This is a genomic window from Arthrobacter sp. AG1021, from assembly GCF_003633665.1.
In the GTDB taxonomy this organism is placed as follows: domain Bacteria; phylum Actinomycetota; class Actinomycetes; order Actinomycetales; family Micrococcaceae; genus Glutamicibacter; species Glutamicibacter soli.
The window spans coordinates 221,884-242,943 of sequence record NZ_RBLB01000007.1 but is presented as its reverse complement, the minus strand read 5'-3'; the positions used below and the strand labels follow the sequence as shown (position 1 = coordinate 242,943).

Here is a 21,060-nt window from a genome sequence, read left to right as displayed (position 1 = left end):
TCCTAGGCGTGGGTGGCCGTTGCGGTGGGCAGGGTGTCGAGGGACGCGGCGCCGAAGCGCTGGAAGGCGATGCGTTCTTCCACCGGGTAGGCGGTGCTCCTGGTGATCCGGTTGAGCAGCACCGAATTGCGGTAGGCGCCCATCCCCAGATCGGGGGCGGTGAACCCGTGGGTGTGCAGCTCGGCGTTCTGCACGAAAATGTCTTCACCGATCCCGTACTCCCGGTCAACGTCCAGCCGCCCGTCGGGCAGGGTGTTGATCCGAGAGCTGATTCCGGTCAGGAAATCGGGCAGCTGGCTCTTGTAGCCGGTGGCCATCACCAGCTCGTCGGTGACGAAAGACAAATCCTGCGCCGTGCGTTCGTGGCGCAGCTTCACGGCCAGGCCTTCGGGCCGCAGCTGGATGTCGGTGGCGGCGCACCCGGTGCGCAAATGGACGTCGGGGCGGCCGGCCACGCTGCGTTCGTAGAGCTCGTCGTAGATCTCGTTAACCAGGTCCGCGTTGATGCCCTTGTAGAGCCCCTTTTGTTCGGCGGCCAGCTGGTCGCGCGACTCCTGGGGCAGCGCATGGAAATGGTCGATGTATTCCGGCGAAGTCATCTCCAAGGTCAGCTTGGTGTATTCCAGCGGGAAGTAGCGTTCCGAACGGGTCGCCCAGATGAGGTGGTCTTCGTCCGGCAGGTTGCGCAGCAGGTCCAGGAAGATCTCGGCCGCGCTCTGCCCGCTGCCCAGCACGGTGGTCACGTGCGGGCGTGCCGTGCGCGGCTGCAGCAGGCGGTCGCGATGGCTCAGGTAATCGCTCGAATGGACGGCGCGGGCCGCGGCGCCCTCGCCGAGCACCGGCGGGAGGTAGGGCTGGGAACCGGTGCCGAGCACCAGCTTGTCGCAGCTGAATTCGTCAACGCCCCCGGCGCTGAGCACGAAGAGGCGGTAGCTGCCCGCGGAGTGCTCGACCGCCAGCACCCGGTGGCCCAGGTGGACGCTGGCCAGTTCCCCGGCGGCCCAGGCGAGGTAGGCGCTGTACTCGGAGCGCAGGGCATAGAAGTCTTCGCGGATGTAGAACGGGTAGATGCGGCCCTGCTGCTTGAGGTAGTTCAGGAACGAGAACCGGCTGGTGGGATCCGCCATGGTAACCAGATCGGCCATGAAGGGGACCTGGAGGTGGGTCCCGGGCAGCATCATGCCCGGGTGCCAGCTGATAGTTTCCCGGGCTTCGAAAACGGCCAGGCTCAGCTGGTCCAGCGGTTCGGCCAGCGCTGCCAGACCGAGGTTGAAGGGGCCGGCCCCGATGGCAATGACGTCAAAATGCTTCACAGTGATACTCCAGCTTCGAAATCGGAAAGTACTTCGCGTCCTGCCTTGCAGATGGCATCGAGGATGGCGCTGATATCGGACAGGGACGTGTTCGGGTTCAACAAGGTGAGCTTGAGCAGGCGCTCGCCGTGGTGGGTGGTGGCGGCGATCATGGCTTCGCCGGAGGCATAGAGCCGGTGGCGGATCTGGTCGGCGAGCTGGTTCTTCTGCGCCTGCGGCAAGGAAAGATGCGGTTGGTTGAAGGCGAAGACCAGCGTGCTCAGCTGCACCGGGGCGGCCAGCCGCAGCTCGTCGCGCAGGGCCACCTCGCGCTCGGCCATCTCCGCCAGCTCGATCACCTGGTCGAACATGGATCCCAGCCGGTCTGCGCCCAGCGTGCGCAGCGTCGTCCATAGCTTCAGGGCATCGAAGCGGCGCGTGGTCTGCAGGGACTTGTCCACTTGGTTGGCGCTGCCAGCGGCTTCGGAGCGCGGATTGAGGTACTCGGCGTAATGGGCGATGGAACCGAAATCCCGGCCGCGGGCCAAAATGAGCGCGCTGGATCCGATGGGCTGGAAGAACGACTTGTGGTAGTCCACCGTCACGGAGTCCGCGGATTCGATGCCGGCTAGACGGCTGCGGTGGTGCCGGGAGATCAGCAAGCCGCACCCGTAGGCGGCGTCGACATGCAGCCAGGTTCCGTGCTCCGAAGCGATGCGCCGCAGTTCGAGCAGTGGATCGATGGCGCCGAAGTCGGTGGTGCCGGCCGTTGCGCTGATGCTCATCGGCTGCAGCCCTGCCTGCAGATCCGCATCGATCTGCCGGCGCAGGGCGGCTGGATCCATGCGGTGCAGGCAGTCGGTGGGAATCGCTACGGCTGCCTCGCTGCCCAGGCCGAGCAGCATGGCGGCATCGCGGATGGAGAAATGGGCATCGGCAGAGCAGTAGATCCGGAGCCTCGACAGGCGGTGGGGCAGCGGACCGTCCAGCTTGGAGGCCGCGATGTTCCGGGCGATCAGCATGGCTTGGAGGTTGGATTGGGTGCCGCCGGAGGTGAAGATCCCATCCGCGCCCTGGACATCGAAGCCGATGAGGCCGGCGGTCCAGTCCACGAGCTTGCGTTCGATCAGGGTTGCCCCGGCGCTTTGATCGAAGGTGTCCATCGACGTATTCACGCTGGTGACCACTGCCTCGATGGCTGCCGCGGGGATGGCCACGGGGCAGTTCAGATGGGCGGCGTAACGGGTGTCGTGGAAGTAGATCGCATCGCGCAAGTAGAGATGCTGGATTTCCTCCAAGGCCTCGGTGAGATTGCCCAGCGGTCTGTTCAGGTCCACCGCCTCGATGGCCGGCCGGAGTTGATCTGGGGTTGCGCCGGTGGCGGGAGAGGCCACGGTGGATAGCTGCGCGGCCACATGGCTCACTACGCGGGCGGTCTCGGTTTCGAATTGCGCCGCGGTCTGCGCGCATAACAGCGAGCTGTCGCCGGGCGGCGAATCGACGGTGACTCTTTGCATGGAAGGCATTGGCGTACCCATGTGTATGCTCCTCAGCTTGGCGGATATGTATGGTCAGGCTTACCTAACGAAAACTATTAACAACATAGGATAATTAGTTAATGCAAACCGGGTAACTCGAATAGAAAGTTTCGTGACGCAGGGGTCGTTGGCCAGCATTCTGTGGTATGGGAGCAGGTTTCTAACCCGTTTGACTTGGTGGTTTCACTGCTCCGTGCGCCCAACTCGGCGCCGGTAGCGGAGTGTTTTCCGCCGAAGCGGTCAACTTGAAACTTTGAGCTAATCGATCGACATGCATGAGAGGGTAAAAGTGGCACCTTGACTGGTAAGTTTCAGTAATCAAAGGAGGGTCCGCATGCCTGATCTGCAAAAGTCGCAACGAATGCTGCTGCGCTCGAATGCTGCGGACGCCGCTGGCAGAAATCTTGGTGATTTCACCGTGGAACTGCTCTTCATTTCCACGTTGGCAGCCGACGCCTTCGACATGGGTCTGCTCAACGCCCTGGGAACGCTGGCGTTCGTGGCGGCCACGCTCCCAGCGGGATATTTGGTCGATCGGCTCGGGCCATTGCGGGTTCTGCGGCTTGGTCTCGGAGCCAAAGTCGCGCTCATGGTGTGCCTGCTGATCCTCAGCGCCGCCGGGGCGCTGAGCGTCGCGCTGGGGCTGGTCTTGGCGACACTTCTGGGCTTCTGCAACGTTTTCAGCGAAACATCCCAAGCGGCCGCCGCCCCGGCGCTGGCCGATGAGCGGACATCGATGGCCAGGCTCATTGCGCGGCTGGCCGCCGCCGACCAAGCCTTGAGCATCATCATTCCTGCAGCTGCGGGAACGCTGTTTGCGCTTTTGGGCGCTCCGCCGTTGCTGGCTGCCGCCGCAGCCCTACTGCTCGCGGCCTTCGGCACCTCGTACGCGGTCCGGGGGAAGACAGCTACGCGTCCAACCGAGGCTGAAGCCGGGCGAAGCGCTTCGCGACAGGGGGCCTTCGCCGCCGGTTTGCGATACGTGTGGAACAGCCGGTACTCAAGGCGCTGACCTTGAGCGTCGCGTTCTCCAATTTGGGACTGGCGATCGGCTCCGCCGTCGAAGGACTTTTTATCATCAATGAGCTGGGGCTGGGCGCTGCAGGGTTCGGCCTGTATGCGGCGCTGGGCGGGCTCTCCGGGCTGGCAGGTGCCCTGCTGGCACCGCGGTTGGCCGAAAAGTTTACGCCACGCGAGCTCGCCTTGCCGACCATCGCTGGACAAATTGTCTTATCGGGGGTGGTGCTTGCCGCCGGATTCGCTGCGCCGCCGCTGGCCATCATTCTGCTCGTGGTACATGCCGCAGGATGGGGTGTGCTCATCTTGGTGTTCAATGTGTCAATGGCAACGTGGGTGGCTGAGATTACCCCGGAACAGCTGCTGGGGCGCGTGACCAGCGCACGTCGTTTGTTCACCTTCGGCGTCGTGCCGCTCGGAGGCCTGCTGGGTGGAGGGATCGGCGCGGTCTTCGGAATTCGCGCGGCCTTGGGCGCCTGGGTACTGGCGAACGTCCTGGGATTGGTTTGCTACCTGTCGCTCGCCATGGCGGGCCGGCGTGCGCAGGATCCGTCTGTCGATGAAGAAGTCCCCGAACCGTAGCGGATAGGCTTAACTTCCCATACGCTGCCAACGACAAAGGCGACTCACCTCGTGAAACTCGTGATCGATGCCCGATATACCCGCATTACCCACCACGATGGGATCAGCCGTTTCACGGCAGGGCTGATCGCGGCGGCCTCCGAGCTGGCCGAGGTCACGATGCTGGTCAACGATCCGAGGCAACTGCCGATGCTGCCGGACGTGCCCTACTTGAAGGTGTCATCCCCAACCAGCGCACTGGAGCCGCTGGTGGCGTTGCAGGTCAACAAGCTGAACCCCGACGTCGTGTTCTCGCCGATGCAGACCATGGGAACCTTCGGTCGTAAATACCCGGTAATCCTGACCCTGCATGACCTGATCTATTATTCGCATCCCCATGCCCCGAAATTCCTGCCGGCTCCGATCCGGCTCGGCTGGTTCCTCTTCCACCAGGTGTATTGGCCGCAGCGCTGGCTCCTGAATCGGGCGGATGCGGTGGCCACGGTCTCCAATACGACAGCCTCCCTGATGCGCAAGCACAACCTGACGCGCAAGCACATTGGATTGGTCTCGAATGCGCCCAGTGGAACCTTCGCTCGGCGCTCGGAAACTGCCGAGCCCAAGAAGACCCTGCTGTACATGGGTTCATTCATGGAATACAAAAACGTCGAGACGCTGCTTGCCGGCATGGAATTCTTGCCCGACTTCGAACTGCACCTGCTGAGCGGAATCGCCGAGCAGCGCCGCAGCGAACTTGAGCAACAGATGCCCGAGGGGGCAAAGGTCATCTTCCATAACGGCGTCAGCGACCAGGAATACGAAGAGCTCTTGGGAGAATGCACCGCCTTGGTGACCTTGTCGCGTGAAGAGGGCTATGGGCTGCCGCTGGTTGAAGCCATGAGCATGGGAACTCCGGTGGTCGCCACCGACATGCCGATCTTCCGGGAGGTCGCGGATGATGCAGCTCTCTTTGCCGCACCAGACGACCCCCGAGGTTTTGCGGAGCAAGTGCGCCGGTTGGCGGATCATGAGACTTGGAGCCGGTATTCGCGACTCGCGGTGCTGCGCGCAGAAAATTATTCCTGGGAGCGCTCTGCCCGCCAGTTGATAGAGCTCGCGGAATATGCTTCAAATCACAGGGCAAAGTTGAGGGGGAGCGCGGGAAAAGCTTTCCGATCCAAGCGGTGAAACCCGGAAATTCAAGGCGAAAATACCCCTCGGGCGCGGGGCCGCCGCCGATTTGAAAACCCGGCTTGGCCAGTGATAAAGTATATCTCGTTGCAATCCTCCATAGCTCAATTGGCAGAGCATTCGACTGTTAATCGAAGGGTTACTGGTTCAAGTCCAGTTGGAGGAGCGAAATAGACCTCCCAATCGCCTGTGGTGATTGGGAGGTTTCTCTTTTTCGTAGACAGAAGTGCTCAGGTACTGGTCAGGGCACGCACAAATTTTTGCATCGCTTATAGTCAGCCGGTTTCAGGCGATAGACTTTCGAACGAGAACAGATACACCCGTGGCATGAGATCGAGCCATGAGTATTACGCCTGAAGACTGAGTCGCCCGCGACAACTGGAGTGCTAGCGTGAGTACTACCGGTTATCCGGCGATCAAGAATATGGAGAAACCATGTCTGAAGCTGAATCGACGCAGACTGATGAAAGTCTGAAGTCGAGCGTCAAGAGTGCCAAAGCGCAAGTTGAAGGCCTCAAGGAACTTGTTCCGCAGCAGATCTCGGACGAACTCAAGCTCGCGACAACCTTGCTCAAAAGCAAGGGCATCAGCCTGGGCATGGCCGGCGCCATGGCAGGCGCGGCCTTGGTCCTCGTCCTGCTTTTCGGCATTGCCGCCGTGGTCACGTTGATTAACGTACTGGCAATTTGGCTCCCCGGCTGGGCAGCAGCTCTGATCTTGGCCGGATTCTTCCTGATCCTTGCCGCAATTCTGGGACTCGTCGGATACCGCAAGATCAAGAAGGCCATGCCGCTCAAGCCTGAAGCAGCGATCCGCGGCATCCGCCACGATATCGGTGTTCTCAAGGACGGCAGCAACTTCGACGTCAGCACCTTAGACGAACCGCTGAAGAAGAAGTCCGAAGACGCCGAAGGCAAGGACTCCAAGCCCAGCGAGCCGAAGCCTCCGGCACCAAGCGCCGACGAGCTCATCCTGCGCACGAAGCGGCGCCGCCGCCAGATCCAGGCCCTGCGCGACAACCTCGGCGAAAGCATCCAGGTTCCGTTGGCCAAGGTCGACAAGGTGCGCCACTTCGCTGAGAGCACCGGTGAGCGCGTCAGCAATGCCGCCGCCAAGGCACGCAGCTTCGTTCGCCCGTCATCCACTGCCGGTGAAGACCTATCGGAGTCCGACAGAGCCGCTGCAGAACGCATGGAAAAAGCCAAACCTCTCGTCGTAGCAGCAGGATCGGCAACCGCCTTGGCGGTTGTGATCCGCAAGCTCTTCAAGCGCTCCTAGGCTTTGATGCCCAGGGCGGACACGCAACGCCTCGCGGCATGAAAACAACAAGGCCAGAAAGGCACTGACATGGTTTGGATCGCTATTACAGCGGCTCTATGCAGTGCCTTTTGCCTTGCCTTCGGTGCGCATTTCCAGGCCATGGCCGTGCGCAATTCAGTGGGCGGGCTCGACCTGAAGATCGGGAACATCAGCAAACTCGTGTCCAACGGACGCTGGATGAGCGGATTGCTCCTGATGGTCCTGGGCATGGCGCTGAATGTCTTCGCACTGGCGAACGCTCCGCTGACGGTCGTGCAGCCGATCGGCGCCATCGCCTTGGTCATCACCGCCTTGGTCAATGCCAGGGAATCCGACCTGACGATGAACCGGCCCACGGTACTGGCAATCGCCAGTTGCATGGTCGGCTCGGTGGGCTTCGTGCTCATGGCCATCATGGTGACGAATACCAACCAGAGCATGACGCAGGCCGAAGCCCACCTGATCGAATTCATCCTCGCCTGCGTGGTGGTTGCGGTGGCCCTGTGCACCGTGCTGTTCCACAAAAAGCTCGGGGCCTTCTTCTACATCGCCGGCGCTGGAATCCTGTTCGGGTTCGTCGCCGTGCTGGTACGCATGATTGCCGTGGCAGTCCTGGATCTGGGGGACTCCAGCCTGTTCAAGCTGCCGTGGCTCGCCGGACTCTCCGTGGTCGTCGCAGGCTTGCTCGGCTCGTATTTCGTGCAGAAGGCCTACTCCAAGGGGCCTCCTGATCTGGTCATCGCGGGACTGACCGTCATCGACCCGATCATCGGCATTGCCATCGGCGTGATCATCCTCGGAGAGCTCCGGCCGGATGTTCCGGTATTGATCTCGCTGGCCATGCTGGTTGCCGGCATTTTGGCAATCATCGGCGTGGTGGCCCTGTCCAGGCACCATCCCGACGTCATCGAACGGCGGGCCAAGCATGCAGCGCAGGGCAGGAAGAGCCCGCAGGGCGAACAAGAATAGCAGTGCTTCGCAGCACGCAATGGAATCTGTACATGTTGAACGACAAAGGATGCTTGTGGCCGAGGATAAACCGCTGACCATCGTCATCGCCGCCGATACCTACCCGCCGGATGTCAACGGCGCCGCCATGTTCTGCTACCGCCTGGCTACGGCCATGCACGAACGCGGACACCGGGTCCACGTTTTGGCCGCGCGCGGCGAGTCCGGCCGGACCTACACCGAGGTTCGCGACGAGGCCATCGTCCACCGGCTGAAGTCGCACTCCGTGCCGACCCACGATTATTTCCGCATCGTTTTCCCGTGGGAGGTCAATCGGCAGATCGATAAGCTGCTGGCGGAGATCAAGCCTGACGTAGTGCATGCGCAAAGCCATTACATGATCGGCCAGCACACCATCGCCTGGGCGAGGAAGAACAAGGTCCGCTCCATCGCGACGAATCACTTCATGCCCGAGAACCTGGATCCATTCCTCCCGTTCCCGGTCTGGTTCAAGAAGATCGTCGCGCACAACTCGTGGCGGGACATGGGAAAGATCTTCGGCCGCGCCGAAGCCGTCACCACACCGACGCCACTGGCCGCGAAGGCCATGCGCGAACGAGCCCGGCTCAAGGACGTCCTTCCGCTGTCCAACGGGATCGAGGTCGGGAACTACGAACTGGCTGCAGGGGAGACCGTCTCCAAGAACGCGGAGCCGACCATTCTCTTCGCAGGCCGCCTGGCCGTGGAAAAGAACATCAACGAGTTGATTGAAGCACTGCCGCTGATGCACTCGGTGTCGAACGCGATTCTCGAGATTGTCGGAGGCGGAGAGCAGCGCAAGAACCTGGAACGCATCGCGGCCGAGCAGAAGGTCAGCGACAGGGTGCGATTCCTGGGCCATGTATCGGACGAGGAATTGCGCAAGGCCTACCTGCGCTGCGACGTGTTCTGCCAGCCGGGCACCGCAGAACTGCAGTCGCTGGTGACCTTGGAGGCGCTGTCCGCGTCCAAGCCCGTGGTGCTGGCCAACGCCATGGCCCTGCCGCACCTGGTAGATGAGGGCGTCAACGGCTACATGTTCACTCCGGGCGACCGGCAAGACCTTGCAGAGAAGCTGGAGAAGGTCCTGCAGCTCGACGAAGCTGGCCGGGCCAAGCTGGGCAAGGCTGGGCACCGCAAGGTGCTGAACCATGCGCAGGAGAAAACAATGAATGCCTTTGAAGCCCTGTACCGCGGACACAAGGTGACCATGCACTAATTGGGTTCGGGCCCGTGCGCCGAATCGGCGTTTGGGCTGGTGATGCCCTAGAATATTTCGAGTGTGCTTCCCCTGAAACTTCAGGAAAGCTCGCGGATGGGGAGTTAGCTCAGTTGGTTAGAGCAGGGGACTCATAATCCCTTGGTCGTCGGTTCAAGTCCGTCACTCCCTACAAGGTAAACACCGTGTTGACTAGGTATTTCTTAGTCAACACGGTGTTTGTTACTAATGTGAAAATCGGTTTTGGGGACGATAGTGGGGACGATTATCAGCCACTGTTGGGGCAAAAGTTGGCGATAGTAGGATTTTGAGTGATTGGGGATGCGTAGTCCCTTGGTCACTTTTTGTTGGTTTGAAAGCCATGCTCAGAGAGAACCCCGCTACTCAGCAATCAGTTGAGTAGCGGGGTTCTCTTAGATAGTTTTAGCTAGTGCTGACTAGCTCTTAGATTTGCGGTTACTGATAGAACGAGCGAGCGAGATGCTCTGATTCGCGATGACCAACGCTGTTGCGAGTCCAGTAAGTGCTAGAACTGTGATTGCTCCGATTCCAAACCCTGCAATCTTCCCCATCACTGCTTGCTCTTTATCGAGCTTCTCGAGATCATGAAGCTTCTCAGCATCTGACTTTCCAGAGAACTCCTTATGACTTGAACGAGGGGAATCAATCTGAGTCTCGCGCGGGGTGCTATCACTACGCTGGACTACCTTGGAGTCTCGCTCTAAAACCTCTGGCTTCAACACTTCGTCAACAGTATTTGCGCTAGAAATCATCACTGGGCGAACAATGCTTGATGTTGAAAGGATTCCGTTTGAATCAGTAAAGGTAATAGGTGCTTCCACAGGCGCTGTGCGCTCCTCTGTCGGCTTCACAGCGGTTTTGCCAGTAGTTGATGCTCCCGGGTGTTCAATCGCCTTAGAATCGCTTACAGGGGCTTCTGCCGCTTTTGGAGCTTGAACAGCCTTGACGGTAGCTTTTTCGGTGACCTTGGCATTCGGGGTTACAACCTTAGTATCAATGGTTGTCTTGACCTCTGGTTTTGATTTCTCGGGAGTGGTCACTGTCTTGGCAACTTCTTCCTTGGCTGACTCTTCCTTTATCTGCTCATCAACTGCTGGAGGTGCTTTTGGCCGTGTTGGCGCAATGAGGGTTATAGGGGTTGAGTCAGATTTAATTTCTGGCACTTCCTCTACTGAGGTATCCGCGTCAGTTTTTAGATCAGAAGATGAGTTGAAGTTGGGGTTATCAACGGTCACCCTGAAATGAGAATGATGGGTCAAGCGGGTTTGAGATGATGAGCAACCAGTGTCAGTGCATTCCTTGACTGTCTTGGTGGTTTCGCTGATAAAAGTGATCGGATAAATTTTTTCAGGTGCGTCCTCATTAATAGAGATTGCTACACTCCGCTTGTCGGTTGAGAGATCACCTTTGAGTTGTTCAGGCATGAGAACCTCGACGCTCTCAACCTCATATTCATCAGTAACAAGGTTTTCGCTGATAGTTGGCAAGATGAATGATTCGCCGGTTTGAGCACTGGCCATGGATATTTTCGAATCACCTACTGGCGGTTCGATTGTCACGGCACTAGCTGAACTGATGCCTACCACTGTCAGGCCAATGCCAACGAGAACTGCGAGACTTAGCTTTTTCATTTTTTGGTTCCTTTCAAAAAGTGGATTGATGCCTTATATATCGGTCATCAGCGCCAAAACTGAGCCTGTCAGGCTGATTGTGTAAGACCCCTAGTCAATTGATAGAAAGAGACTAGGAAAAACACGATATGACCATCCAGAAAGACCAGGCCGAACAGAGCATGGAAAACGCCTCCGACGTCGCCGAGAAGATCGCAGCCCTCGGATCCATGGACGCCGTGAAGGACTCCGGGGCCTTCGAGGAGCTCATGGGTTTCATCGACCGCGGAGAAATCCAGCTCGACGGCAAAGACGGGTTTATCCAACAGATCATCCGTGCCGGCCTGGAACGCGGCCTGAAATCCGAGCTGAGCAGCCACCTGGGCTACGAGCAAGGCGAGGCCCACGGCCGGCTCCTGCCGAACTCCCGCAACGGTTCCTATCCGAAGACCGTGTCCACGGTGGCCGGGGATATTGACCTGCAGATCCCCAGGGACCGGGCCGGTACCTTCGCCCCGACGCTGGTGCCCAAGGGCTCGCGCCGCACCGGCGGCCTGGATGAAATGATCATCTCCCTCTATGCCGGCGGCATGACGGTGCGGGATATTGCCTATCATCTGGAAACCACGGTCGGCACCCAGCTGTCCCACGACACGATCAGCAAGATCACCGACGAAGTGCTCGACGAGGTTGCCGCCTGGCAGGAACGCCCGTTGGAAGAGTTCTACCCGATCCTCTATCTGGATGCGCTGGTGGTCAAGGTCCGTGACGGGCACCAGGTGCGCAACAAGGCCGCGCATATGGCCATCGGCGTGATTGTGGAAGGCGTCAAGCATGTGCTGGGCCTGTGGGTCACGGAGAACGAGGGTGCGAAATTTGCAGGCGCTGTGTCTGCGCGCAGTTGGCTAACCGCGGAGTCAAGGATGTCCTGATTGCCTGCTGCGACGGGCTCACTGGTTTCCCCGAGGCGATCGAGGCAACGTGGTCGCGGGCGACCGTGCAGACCTGTGTGGTGCACCTGATCCGGGCGGCGAACCGGTTCGTCTCCTACGGTGACCGCAAGGCGGTCAGCGCCCAGTTGAAGAGCATTTACACGGCCCCGAGCATCGAATCAGCCGCGAAGGCGTTGGATGATTTCGAAGCGTCCGAGCTGGGGCAGAAGTATCCGTCGGCGGTGGCCACCTGGCGCAACGCGTGGGAACGCTTTACCCCGTTCCTGGAGTTCGGCCCAGAGCTGCGCAAGGTCATTTACACGACGAATGCGATTGAGTCGATGAACTACCAGTTGCGCAAGGTCACCAAGTCCCGGGGGCACTTCCCGTCCGATGCGGCGGCGGTGAAGATGCTGTGGCTGGCGATCTGCAATATCGAGGGCAAGCGGGCCAGGGAGCGGTTCAAGGATGCGCAGAAGAAGGGCCGCACCCCGAGGGCCGGCGCCGGGTCGCATCTGGTGGAAGGGGCCGGGACGAATGGCTGGAAGCAGGCGTTGCAGCAGCTGGCCATGGCCTATCCGGAGCGCATCGAGCCGTATTTGAAGTGAGTGTTACGAAGCCCTGAATAACGGACGTGACTAGGGGCTTACACAAACACTCTGACAGGCTCCGTGGGTATTCTGCGATTACCGCGGTCAACACGAGCATCAATGCTTCAGACACTCAATTCCCAGCGTTCAGCCCTTCCCCGCCTCCGTCAACGAACCCTATAAGGGAACTCGGGCTTACCTTCGGGCTCCACACCCGAAGTGAATTCCTAGGCAGGTACTATGACCTCTGCTGACTTCTGTCCCATCAATCCCGTCCTCGCGGACAGGATCGCTCCACCAGCTAACGCTGGTGACGCACTGGGACAGACCTCCCCGGATAAGAACATTCACTTTCCCCCTGCGCCTGCCACATTTACACATCCGCCGTTTGTTGATGGAACAAAACTGGTGGGACGGGCTTCACCATCTTTTGCTGGCTTACCCCGACGAATATGCCTTCTATGTGGTTCGTGTTCCTCAGTGCAGGGTTTTGCCTCCGGCTTCCTTCCCACCCCACCTCGCGGTGACGCAGTTGCCATTGGCTAGGCCTTAAACCACCTTCTCGGCCAGAGGACTTTCACCTCCAAGTGAATGCCCATGCCGGGCGTACCACAAGAACCCCCGTATGGAATCTAATCCATACGGGGGTTCTTTATGCGTCTAACTTTGATGCTTTGGCTAGCCTCCGCCTCTGCTTCCGCACTGCTTTGCGTCGAATACGACTGATTCGCCTTCGCTGGCGACGATTCCTTCTCAGTGCTCTGGTTCGCCGGTTCTTTGTGAGTGTCAGTGTGGCATGTCGTTTCAGCTCATCACGAGGATTAGTGATGAGACTACGAATAAGCCAGTTCCACAGCCTGACAAAGAACGGTATAGCTTCTTGCAGTTCAGCTCGCATGTAGGTTCCAAGTTGGTCTATTGAAAGGCTCGTTCTTGCTACCTGTGACTGATGTAGTTCATGGTTAAGCCCGTTGTCTTTGACCAGTCGCCAATACGCTCCGAGTTCGAGCATTGCACGGCTGTAAGCATCGACTACTTTTCGACTTCCTAGCAGTCGAATCTCATTGGTTTTTAGGCTAAGGAACTTCTTATACCGTTCGTCAGGAGTGAGATTCCCATCCTTGAATACGAGGGCGGTCTGCTCAATAAAATCACGACAGTTGTCAAGAAACTTCGTATATATTCTTAACTTTTCTTCTCTCAGCCACTTTCGTGTCTCATTGCGATGGTTCATGGAAGCAACAGTGAGACTGATGATTCCTGCAATTACACCCGCGACCAAACCTGACAGAAGGACACTCTGAGTAAAAGGGTTGTCGGGCGGTGGAGCTGGGGTTTGGGTTGACTCTGCCAGTGTGGTGGCAACGAAGCTGATGAGCATAACTATTATTTGACCATGCCTGACTAGTTGGACTTGTCATGTTCGTCATCAATAACCCACTTGAAGTCCTGTGAAATCCTAGGTGAACCCAGATCTTCTCGCATTTCGTTTAAGAGTTCCCTGAGAGACTTAGTGAGCGAATCCGCAGTCTTACGGCGACTACTGTAAATTGCTCGTTCTATTTTGTCCTCTGGTATGGGTATAAGATGGTTATAAAGTGATTGATAGAAAGTTCCAGCCTTTTGATTCACAGATTCACTTGCTACAAGTTTTAGACTATAAATCGAAACATTTTTCATGGCTTGTAGTCTGTCTGATCGTTTTGTTAGGTTCGGCAGATTAGTATCCAGTGCGTCACCCATCAATTCTTGTGCATTCTGAGCAAACTTGTTGTATAAGCTTAACTTTTCGTTGCGCAACCAGTTCTGCTGTTCACGCTTTTCCTGAGCCTGAGCACTTAACCTTGCCATGAGCATCTGTTGGCTAGCGGCCGTGGTATCACGCCTAACCTGTCGCTTATGGTTTAGATGCCCAATAATCAAGTTCACTACACCCGTCAAAATTGCACCAATCACACCACCGAGGATTACGAGGAATGCATTGTTCGATACCTGAGGTGAGGTTTGAGCACGTAGGCTTTGAGAAATAATAAAGATCGAGGTATGCATATGTTATTTCAACTCACTTGCATGCCATAGACCCAAGGGGATGGAATTATTTCTTCTTGGTCTTTTCGTCATAAAGCTTCTCAATACCTAGATCTTCCCTCATTGCATTCGACACGCTTTTTGCTGTCTTCTTATAAATCTTAAACAACTTTGCAGTCTCCTCAGTTTCCTCTCCCTCAAAATAGTGATTATTCACCTTGTGGAGTTCATCAACATAGCCGATGAAAGCTTCACGAGTCGCTAGCACAGCATCAACCACAGGCTTAGAGGCAATCACAAGCAAGTTTGGACGGAGGATAACATCAAAGTGTTCGACAATCTCTGTTTGGGATTCATCGCTGGCTCCGATGAACTTCACGCTGGACAAGGATTCGACAGCAATCAGATAGTCCGAATACAGAGTTTCCTTTCGCGTGCGCTTCCAAACTTGATGCTCATGCTCGGCTTTTCGCTCAGCCTCATCAGCTTCACGCTGAGCTTGCCAACCCGCGTTCAACTCATTGATTTCAGATTGAGCTTCGAGAGTTTGCTCAGTAATTCGTCGCTGAGCTTGAAGGGTGGAATAATTGTTCGCCAAGCTAATGATCGCAGTGATGAGTGCTCCGAAAACACCGCCGATGACTGCGGACAATATAGGTGATCCGCTGGAACCGCCACCAGAGGATTGCGTCTCAGCGACTAGATAGAGCATGGAAGAGATGAGCATAGCTTTCATTTAACACCAAGAACCCTCGGAGCCTGATTTAGCTACGAGGGTTCAGAGGTCTAGTTTTTAGAGTTTACTTGACGGGAGAATATTAGAAAGGAGAATCGAGTATCCAAAGTCCTGTCGCATGATATTTTCCAGATCTCGGATCCAAATACTCAGGTCATTCCCTACCTCATCGAACCGAGTCTGAGTTGTTGTTGGACTAGCTTTGGCAAGTTTGTAGTAGATATCCAACCGCTTCACCACCTGCTCAAAGGTTTCCATCGTCCTGTCAGATGCCAGCATGACAACATTTGGATTCCTGAGGTTTGAACGCAATTTGTCAATCGAATCAGTGCTCATGTGTTGTGTGGTGTAGTGATGAGTGATCTGCCGAAACAACAAGTGAATGTTTGCAAGGAATACTCCATAATGCTTCAAGCGTTCAGAGTTCTCCCACTGCCGTTGCAACCCATCTTGCTGAGCTTCGAGCAGGTGCTTCTCCCTAGCGAGTTGAGCTTCCTGACTAAGCTTTTCTCGAGCGAGTTGTGCTTCCTGACTTTCCCGCTGAGTCTTGGCATTGGCACGATTATTCAACCAGTTCGTGATTGATACGGAAATGAGCGACAAGACTGTTGCGAGCACGACGCTGAACAGCGCCGAGGATGAATTAAGCGACTCTGGCTCTTTCGGGGCAGTGTCCTGAACCGTGGCGAGTAAGACTAATGCGGTGTTCACAGACTACTTTCTGTTGGGTGAACGGTGGACTTGTTCAGGGCGAACCCTGACTCACTTCCGATTAAATAGCACAACCCCACTGAGAGAAGGTTTCAGTGGGGTTGGCGGGGACGCTTTCATCCGCAACTACTGCACATCGCCAATCGAGCGAATGTATTGGAGTCCGATCTCCTGCTTGCATTCTCCCGAGGTTGGCACTGTCACTGTGGTGCTCTGAGTGGTAACCGTTCCCTTGTCGGAATCAACAGAGGTTATCTTGATGGACTTGACCTTCTTTGTTCCAGTCCAAGATAGCTTCTGTCCAATCTTGGTCTGTCCGTTAGGGTTTGATGCTTGGTAACCCATCACGAAAACACTTGATACATTCCCATTTTGAACACCAGTCTCACCAGCGTTTTTGAGTCCCAGTCCAGAGGTGGTTCGCATCTCGAGGAGATTCTTGTTGAGCTTCTGGCTTGAATCCCAAGAAGTTCCACTTCGAGTGAACTGTGTCTTGATGCTTTTCACTGTGATGTTCTTACCAGAGATTTCCTGTGAGAACTTCACTTCACGACGCTCCCCATCACGCATCATCTGAATAGTCTGGTTGGTTGGCACTGATTTCCAGTAACGAGCTTTCGTATCAGATACATCAACCTGAACGGCTGGCTTCTTGCAAACATATGAGGATTGGTAACTACCTTCGCAACCTGCATCAGTCCAGAAGCTCGGAGCATTCAGTGACGGACTCTTCCAACCATTCTTGCAATCCAGTGAACCTGTCATGCCTACGCGAGGAGCTGTATTGAATGCTGGGCTAACACCAACCACTTTGAGCTTGTCGAAAGTGCCTGTGTATTCGTTGCGAGTCACAGGGACTTGGATTGTCATCTTCTGAGCACGCTTCCAGACCTTAGTTGAATACATTCCATATTCTGTGACTGGAACGGATACTTGAACTGCGCCTGAACTGGAAATGCACGAGTTGTAGTTCAATGACCCTTCGCGGAAGCCAGTTTTTTAGTGACTGATTTGAGGGTTTTCTTGTCTGGGCGAACCTTATCCAACGACACAGAGTTACTGATGTTGCAGGTAATCACCTTGCTGACATACGCGGATCCATATAAGCAATCAGTGGACATGAGCTTAAACTTCTTCCAAGCGTGCTTGCCAATGCTGTTGTAGTAGCCCTCATACTTCCATCCACCTCCCGCTGGTGGAGTTTTCTCGTCAGTATTCCTGTATATCTCGCGGAAGCTCTTTTTGAGCTTGACTGGTTTTGCACCGTCGCCTCTGACCGAACAACCTGATGGGGCTTTGTATTCGATGCGCCATGTTGAGCCGTCTCCCGTGCCTGAGCCACCACTTCCCCCACCGTTCGAGGAACCGCCTCCACCGCCTCCGCTTGGTGGCTTCGATGGTGTCCCTCCACTATCAGGGTTAGTTGGTGGACTCGTGATTCCTCCACCATCGCAAAGTGTTGCCACACCACAACCAGCGGCCTGGGCATCAGGAGCTGTTGCCGTCATAACAGGGAAAAGCAGTAAGCCTCCAAGTGCTATCGAAGTTGCAAGTTTCTTAAACATGGTTCCTATTTCACCGCTTTCAAAGTAGCGGTATCAGCAGTCCAACCAATGTTTTCAATCTTCCAAGAATCACCAGATGGAATCATGCCAATGTAGTAAATTGCTGAAAGCTCGAACTTCTCGCCCTTAGTCGAGGTGAAAGTCATTTCTCGCTCGCCCTGAACATATAGAATGTCGGTATCGGTCAGGGCGTCTGCAAAGTTGTCAAGCCCAACCAGCATCTTAAAATCTGAGACGATCGACGAAAACCCTTTTAAGGTACCGGAACTCCTGTTAAACATGTGAATGACCAAACCCACATGCACACAGGAGTTCCTACGTGTCATCGTCTCATTTGCACGCCTTCATTGACCAATTTGAAGCACACGACCCCACAGATTTTCACCCGAAAAAGCTGCTCCGAGCCTTCGCTGACCTGCCTGATCCACGCGCTAAACGCGGAATCCGCCACCCACTGGCACACATCCTGGTCATCATGATCTGCGCGGTGATCGCCGGAGCAAAAACACTGGTTGAAATCGCTGAATGGGCCCACGACACCGCAAGGAACCAGCTCGCCGACTACGGAATCAGTGCCCCGCACTCGACCACGATTGCCCGCGTCTTCCAACGCCTGGACACCGGTACCTTCGAGTTCCTCTTTGCCAACTGGGCCCAAGCACTGACCACAGGTGAGGCCATTGCGGTGGACGGCAAAGAAGTCCGCGGCGCGAAGAACGGCGGGCAAGACCGCGTGCACCTGCTGGCCGCACTCGACCAGGACACCGGGGCAGTCTGCGCTCAAGTCCCTGTGGGGACCAAGACGAACGAGATCACCCAATTCTCCACCCTGCTCGACCATTTCGTGGATCTGAAAGGCAAGGTCATCACCGCTGATGCGCTGCACACACAGACCGCTCACGCCCGTTATTTGCAGGCTCGTGGAGCACATTTCGTGTTCACTGTGAAAGGCAACCAGCCCAAGCTGCAGGACGAACTACTGCAGATCCCGTGAGACCACGTGCCGGCCGGGCATCGGAGCGTGGAAACAAAGAATGGGCGCCGAACCATCCGTACCATCAAGTGCGCGACGGTCACAACCGGGATCAGCTTTCCTCATGCCGCCCAAGCACTACAGATCACCCGTAAATCCCGGGCAATAGGGGCAACGAAGTGGCACAAGGAAACGGTTCACGCGTTGACGTCCTTACCGACGCATCTGGCTGGTCCCGTGGCGATTGGTGGGCTGATCCGAGGCCATTGGGGCATCGAGAATGGGTTGCATTGGCGGCGGGACGTCACGTGGAGCGAGGATAAATCTCAAGTGGGGAAAGGGAATGCTCCGCACGTGATGGCAATACTGCGGAACATTGCCATCACCTTATTGAAGCTGAATGGTCATCGGAATCTGGCCAGGGCTACGCGCAGGCTGCGGAATCAGCCCGGAACGGTGCTAGCCATGATTGGGTTGGGTGCGGCTCACTGACTTTGCAGACGCCCTGGCGTAGTGGTGAACCGGTGGTCAGTGGGGAAGGGCTCAGGGATCAACAGGTTGATTTGTGGGAGCAGGTGTTCTCGCGAGGCAATCTGTTGATTGCATTGAAACGTGTTGAGCGGAATAAGGGTACTGCCGGTGTTGACGGGCTCCCAGCGCAGGAACTGCGTGCATGGTGCCAGGATCATTGGGCAGAGACCCGGAAGGCGCTTGATGCTGGAACATATGTGCCGTTGCCGGTGCGTCAGGTGATGATTCCGAAACCTAATGGCGGTCAGCGGATGCTGGGTGTTCCCTCCGTGCTGGATCGGTTGATCCAGCAGGCTCTCGCGCAAGTCTTGTCCCCGATGTTCGATGAGAGGTTTGTGCCGGTGTCTTATGGGTTCCGGCCGGACAAGAGCGCCCATGATGCTGCTGTGGTGGCCCGCACGGTCATGGAGCAGGGGTATCGGTGGGTGGTCGAGGTTGACCTTGATGCCTTCTTTGATCGGGTGAACCATGACGTGCTGATGTCCAGGGTTGCGCGGAAGGTGAAGGACCGGCGGGTTCTGAAGCTTATTCGGAAGTATTTGACGGCTGGGATCATGGCGCAGGGTGTCCGGCGGGAAACGGTGGAGGGCACCCCGCAGGGGTCGCCTTTATCGCCGTTGCTGTCTAACATCATGTTGGATGATTTTGATCAGGAATTCTGGTCGAGGGGGCACCGGTTTGTGCGTTATGCGGATGATATTCGGGTGTTCGTGAAGTCGAAGCGTGCTGCCGAGCGGGTGTTGGCTCAGGCGACGAAAGTCCTTGAGCAGCGTCTGAAGTTGAGGGTGAATCGGCAGAAATCTGTGGTCAATCCGGCGAGTGTAGCTACGTTGCTGGGTTTTGGTTTCTACTTCGTCAAAGGAGGGCAGGTCAGGGTCCGGGCCGCTTCGAAGGCGTGGAAGCGCATGATGAGCTGGTCAAGTTTCTGAGACACGATCTTTGATCTTTTCTAATTATTCTCAAGCCGCAAGGGCCAGAGAATTCCTTTCCCAATATGAGTCCAGAACTGCTTGGGGGCTGAGCCCTCCATTAGCTGTATGCGGTCGTTTCCGGTTGTACCAAAATTCGATGTATTCCATCACCGCGGTCCGCGCTGCCACCCTGCTGGTAAATGCCCGGTGATGGTACATTTCGTTCTTGATGGTCGAGAACGTTGACTCGGCCACGGAATTATCCCAGCACACCCCGGTGCGCCCCATCGATTGCCGCACGCCGTGGGCAGCGCATCATGCCTGGAACGCGTCCGAGGTGTACTGCGTTCCCCGGTCCGAGTGGAACACGCTGCCAGGCTGGATAAACCCCCGCGACGCGGCAAGCTCCATGGAGTCGATGACCAGCTGAGTTTGCATGTTCTCGCCCATTGACCAGCCCACGATCTGACGCGAATACAAATCGATGACCGTCGCCAAGTACAGCCAGCCCTCTCCGGTGCGCAGGTAGGTGATATCGCCAACCAGCTTCGCCCCAGGCTGGCAAGAGCGGAAGTCCCGCCGGCCGAGCTTGTCGACCATATGGTTCTTGATATGCGCTGTTCGCGCTTGGTGGTCACGCACCGTCGTGGTTTTGAACGCACTCATCCGTTTGGCCTGGATTCCCAAGTCTTTCATAATCGAGAGCACCGTGGACTTCGGAATCTGCATGTTCTGGTTGTTGCGGAGCAAGTCCACCAGTTGGCCGGCCCCAGCAACCTGATTGGATGCTTCAAACTCAGTGTGGACCAGTTCGGTGCGGCGCATGCGCAGTGCTTGGGCTTCGCTTAGCTCCTCGCAGGGGTTTAGCCACCGGTAATAGGATGCCCTGGAAACCTGCAGTTTCTGGCACATCCACTTCACCGGGTACTGGCCGGTATGGGCTTTGATGAAGGTGAAGACTGCGCTTATTTCTTGCCGTTCGAGGCGAAATAGGCGCTGACATCTTTTAAAAAGTCGTTCTCCCGTTTCACCTCCAGCAGTTCCTTGCGTAGCTTCTCGTACTGGGCCCATTCCACCGGTCCGCGTTCCTCGCTTTCCGCTTCGGGGTGCTCAGTGCGGTAAGCACGGACCCAGTTGCCCAGGGTTCCTTCGTTGATGCCTAGAGAGGCTGCGACCTCGACCAGGCTCTTCTGGGAGGAGATCACTAGCTCGACTGCTTCGGCGCGGAACTCCGGGGTGAACTTCTGACGTTTGGACATGCACTCATTCTCCTACGAACGCGTGTCTCACAACATCATGACAGCTCACCAGTATCAGATTCGATACTGGGGTTTTTGTGATCTACTCA

17 protein-coding genes, 2 tRNA genes and 2 pseudogenes are annotated in these 21,060 nt (G+C 56.6%); 11 read left to right on the top strand and 10 right to left on the bottom strand.

Annotated features, from left to right (window positions below):
- Nucleotides 1–2 precede the first annotated feature (2 nt).
- Nucleotides 3–1,313, bottom strand: a complete 1,311-nt coding sequence (locus tag DFO58_RS06600) for a SidA/IucD/PvdA family monooxygenase (protein ID WP_286163506.1) — start codon at nucleotides 1,311–1,313, stop codon at nucleotides 3–5.
- Nucleotides 1,310–2,830 (bottom strand): aspartate aminotransferase family protein, encoded by a 1,521-nt coding sequence (locus DFO58_RS06595; protein ID WP_120989780.1) that lies wholly within the window; start codon nucleotides 2,828–2,830, stop codon nucleotides 1,310–1,312. Before DFO58_RS06595 ends, DFO58_RS06600 begins: the two co-directional genes overlap by 4 nt.
- Before the next feature lie 334 nt (nucleotides 2,831–3,164).
- Here DFO58_RS06595 and DFO58_RS06590 point away from each other — a divergent pair, with 334 nt between their 5' ends.
- The 8 genes from DFO58_RS06590 (at nucleotide 3,165) to DFO58_RS06555 (ending at nucleotide 9,276) form a co-directional block, all read left to right on the top strand.
- Entirely contained in the window at nucleotides 3,165–3,842 is a 678-nt protein-coding gene (locus DFO58_RS06590; RefSeq protein ID WP_120989778.1) for an MFS transporter, read from the top strand.
- Nucleotides 3,843–3,844: 2 nt separating this feature from the next.
- Complete coding sequence (locus DFO58_RS06585) at nucleotides 3,845–4,429, top strand: hypothetical protein (protein ID WP_183043121.1); 585 nt, start codon at nucleotides 3,845–3,847, stop codon at nucleotides 4,427–4,429.
- Nucleotides 4,430–4,480: 51 nt separating this feature from the next.
- Nucleotides 4,481–5,596 carry a glycosyltransferase family 1 protein gene (locus tag DFO58_RS06580; protein WP_120989774.1) on the top strand — a complete coding sequence of 372 codons (1,116 nt, stop codon included), beginning with the start codon at nucleotides 4,481–4,483 and terminating at the stop codon, nucleotides 5,594–5,596.
- 96 nt (nucleotides 5,597–5,692) lie between these two features.
- Nucleotides 5,693–5,765: transfer RNA gene (locus tag DFO58_RS06575), tRNA-Asn, on the top strand.
- Between the two features lie 269 nt (nucleotides 5,766–6,034).
- A complete protein-coding gene (locus DFO58_RS06570; RefSeq protein ID WP_052772603.1) occupies nucleotides 6,035–6,877 on the top strand; it encodes a phage holin family protein in 843 nt (280 codons plus the stop codon).
- Nucleotides 6,878–6,946: 69 nt separating this feature from the next.
- Nucleotides 6,947–7,867: a DMT family transporter gene (locus DFO58_RS06565; RefSeq protein WP_120989772.1), complete on the top strand. Its 921-nt coding sequence runs from the start codon at nucleotides 6,947–6,949 to the stop codon at nucleotides 7,865–7,867.
- Between the two features lie 49 nt (nucleotides 7,868–7,916).
- Nucleotides 7,917–9,104 (top strand): glycosyltransferase, encoded by a 1,188-nt coding sequence (locus DFO58_RS06560; protein ID WP_120989770.1) that lies wholly within the window; start codon nucleotides 7,917–7,919, stop codon nucleotides 9,102–9,104.
- A gap of 98 nt (nucleotides 9,105–9,202) precedes the next feature.
- Nucleotides 9,203–9,276 (top strand) — tRNA-Ile (locus DFO58_RS06555).
- Nucleotides 9,277–9,541: 265 nt separating this feature from the next.
- On the opposite strand, the gene DFO58_RS18175 is transcribed toward DFO58_RS06555, so the two are convergent.
- Nucleotides 9,542–10,756 (bottom strand): hypothetical protein, encoded by a 1,215-nt coding sequence (locus tag DFO58_RS18175; RefSeq protein WP_147407209.1) that lies wholly within the window; start codon nucleotides 10,754–10,756, stop codon nucleotides 9,542–9,544.
- Nucleotides 10,757–10,884: 128 nt separating this feature from the next.
- Between DFO58_RS18175 and DFO58_RS06550 the strand changes: the two are divergent.
- A pseudogene (locus DFO58_RS06550) lies at nucleotides 10,885–12,275 on the top strand (IS256 family transposase).
- Nucleotides 12,276–13,661: 1,386 nt separating this feature from the next.
- Here the strand turns inward: DFO58_RS06550 and DFO58_RS18170 are convergent.
- The 6 genes from DFO58_RS18170 to DFO58_RS06520 form a co-directional block, all read right to left on the bottom strand.
- The gene (locus DFO58_RS18170; RefSeq protein WP_147407208.1) at nucleotides 13,662–14,306 is read right to left on the bottom strand and encodes a hypothetical protein; all 645 of its coding nucleotides are present in this window, start codon (nucleotides 14,304–14,306) and stop codon (nucleotides 13,662–13,664) included.
- 46 nt (nucleotides 14,307–14,352) lie between these two features.
- Entirely contained in the window at nucleotides 14,353–15,012 is a 660-nt protein-coding gene (locus tag DFO58_RS06545; protein ID WP_120989768.1) for a hypothetical protein, read from the bottom strand.
- A 66-nt stretch (nucleotides 15,013–15,078) separates the two neighbouring features.
- Nucleotides 15,079–15,732 carry a hypothetical protein gene (locus DFO58_RS18165; RefSeq protein ID WP_147407206.1) on the bottom strand — a complete coding sequence of 218 codons (654 nt, stop codon included), beginning with the start codon at nucleotides 15,730–15,732 and terminating at the stop codon, nucleotides 15,079–15,081.
- A gap of 126 nt (nucleotides 15,733–15,858) precedes the next feature.
- On the bottom strand, nucleotides 15,859–16,584 hold the full coding sequence (locus tag DFO58_RS18160) for a hypothetical protein (protein ID WP_147407205.1): 726 nt from the start codon (nucleotides 16,582–16,584) through the stop codon (nucleotides 15,859–15,861).
- Between the two features lie 119 nt (nucleotides 16,585–16,703).
- Entirely contained in the window at nucleotides 16,704–17,297 is a 594-nt protein-coding gene (locus DFO58_RS06525) for a hypothetical protein (RefSeq protein WP_120989760.1), read from the bottom strand.
- 5 nt (nucleotides 17,298–17,302) lie between these two features.
- Nucleotides 17,303–17,596 (bottom strand): hypothetical protein, encoded by a 294-nt coding sequence (locus DFO58_RS06520; RefSeq protein WP_147407204.1) that lies wholly within the window; start codon nucleotides 17,594–17,596, stop codon nucleotides 17,303–17,305.
- Between the two features lie 20 nt (nucleotides 17,597–17,616).
- Between DFO58_RS06520 and DFO58_RS18870 the strand changes: the two genes are divergently transcribed.
- Entirely contained in the window at nucleotides 17,617–18,291 is a 675-nt protein-coding gene (locus DFO58_RS18870; protein WP_120989756.1) for an ISAs1 family transposase, read from the top strand.
- 473 nt (nucleotides 18,292–18,764) lie between these two features.
- Nucleotides 18,765–19,730: a group II intron reverse transcriptase/maturase gene (ltrA, locus tag DFO58_RS06505; protein WP_286163505.1), complete on the top strand. Its 966-nt coding sequence runs from the start codon at nucleotides 18,765–18,767 to the stop codon at nucleotides 19,728–19,730.
- 30 nt (nucleotides 19,731–19,760) lie between these two features.
- Here ltrA and DFO58_RS06500 read toward each other — a convergent pair.
- A pseudogene (locus DFO58_RS06500) lies at nucleotides 19,761–20,971 on the bottom strand (IS3 family transposase).
- Between the last annotated feature and the right edge of the window lie 89 nt (nucleotides 20,972–21,060).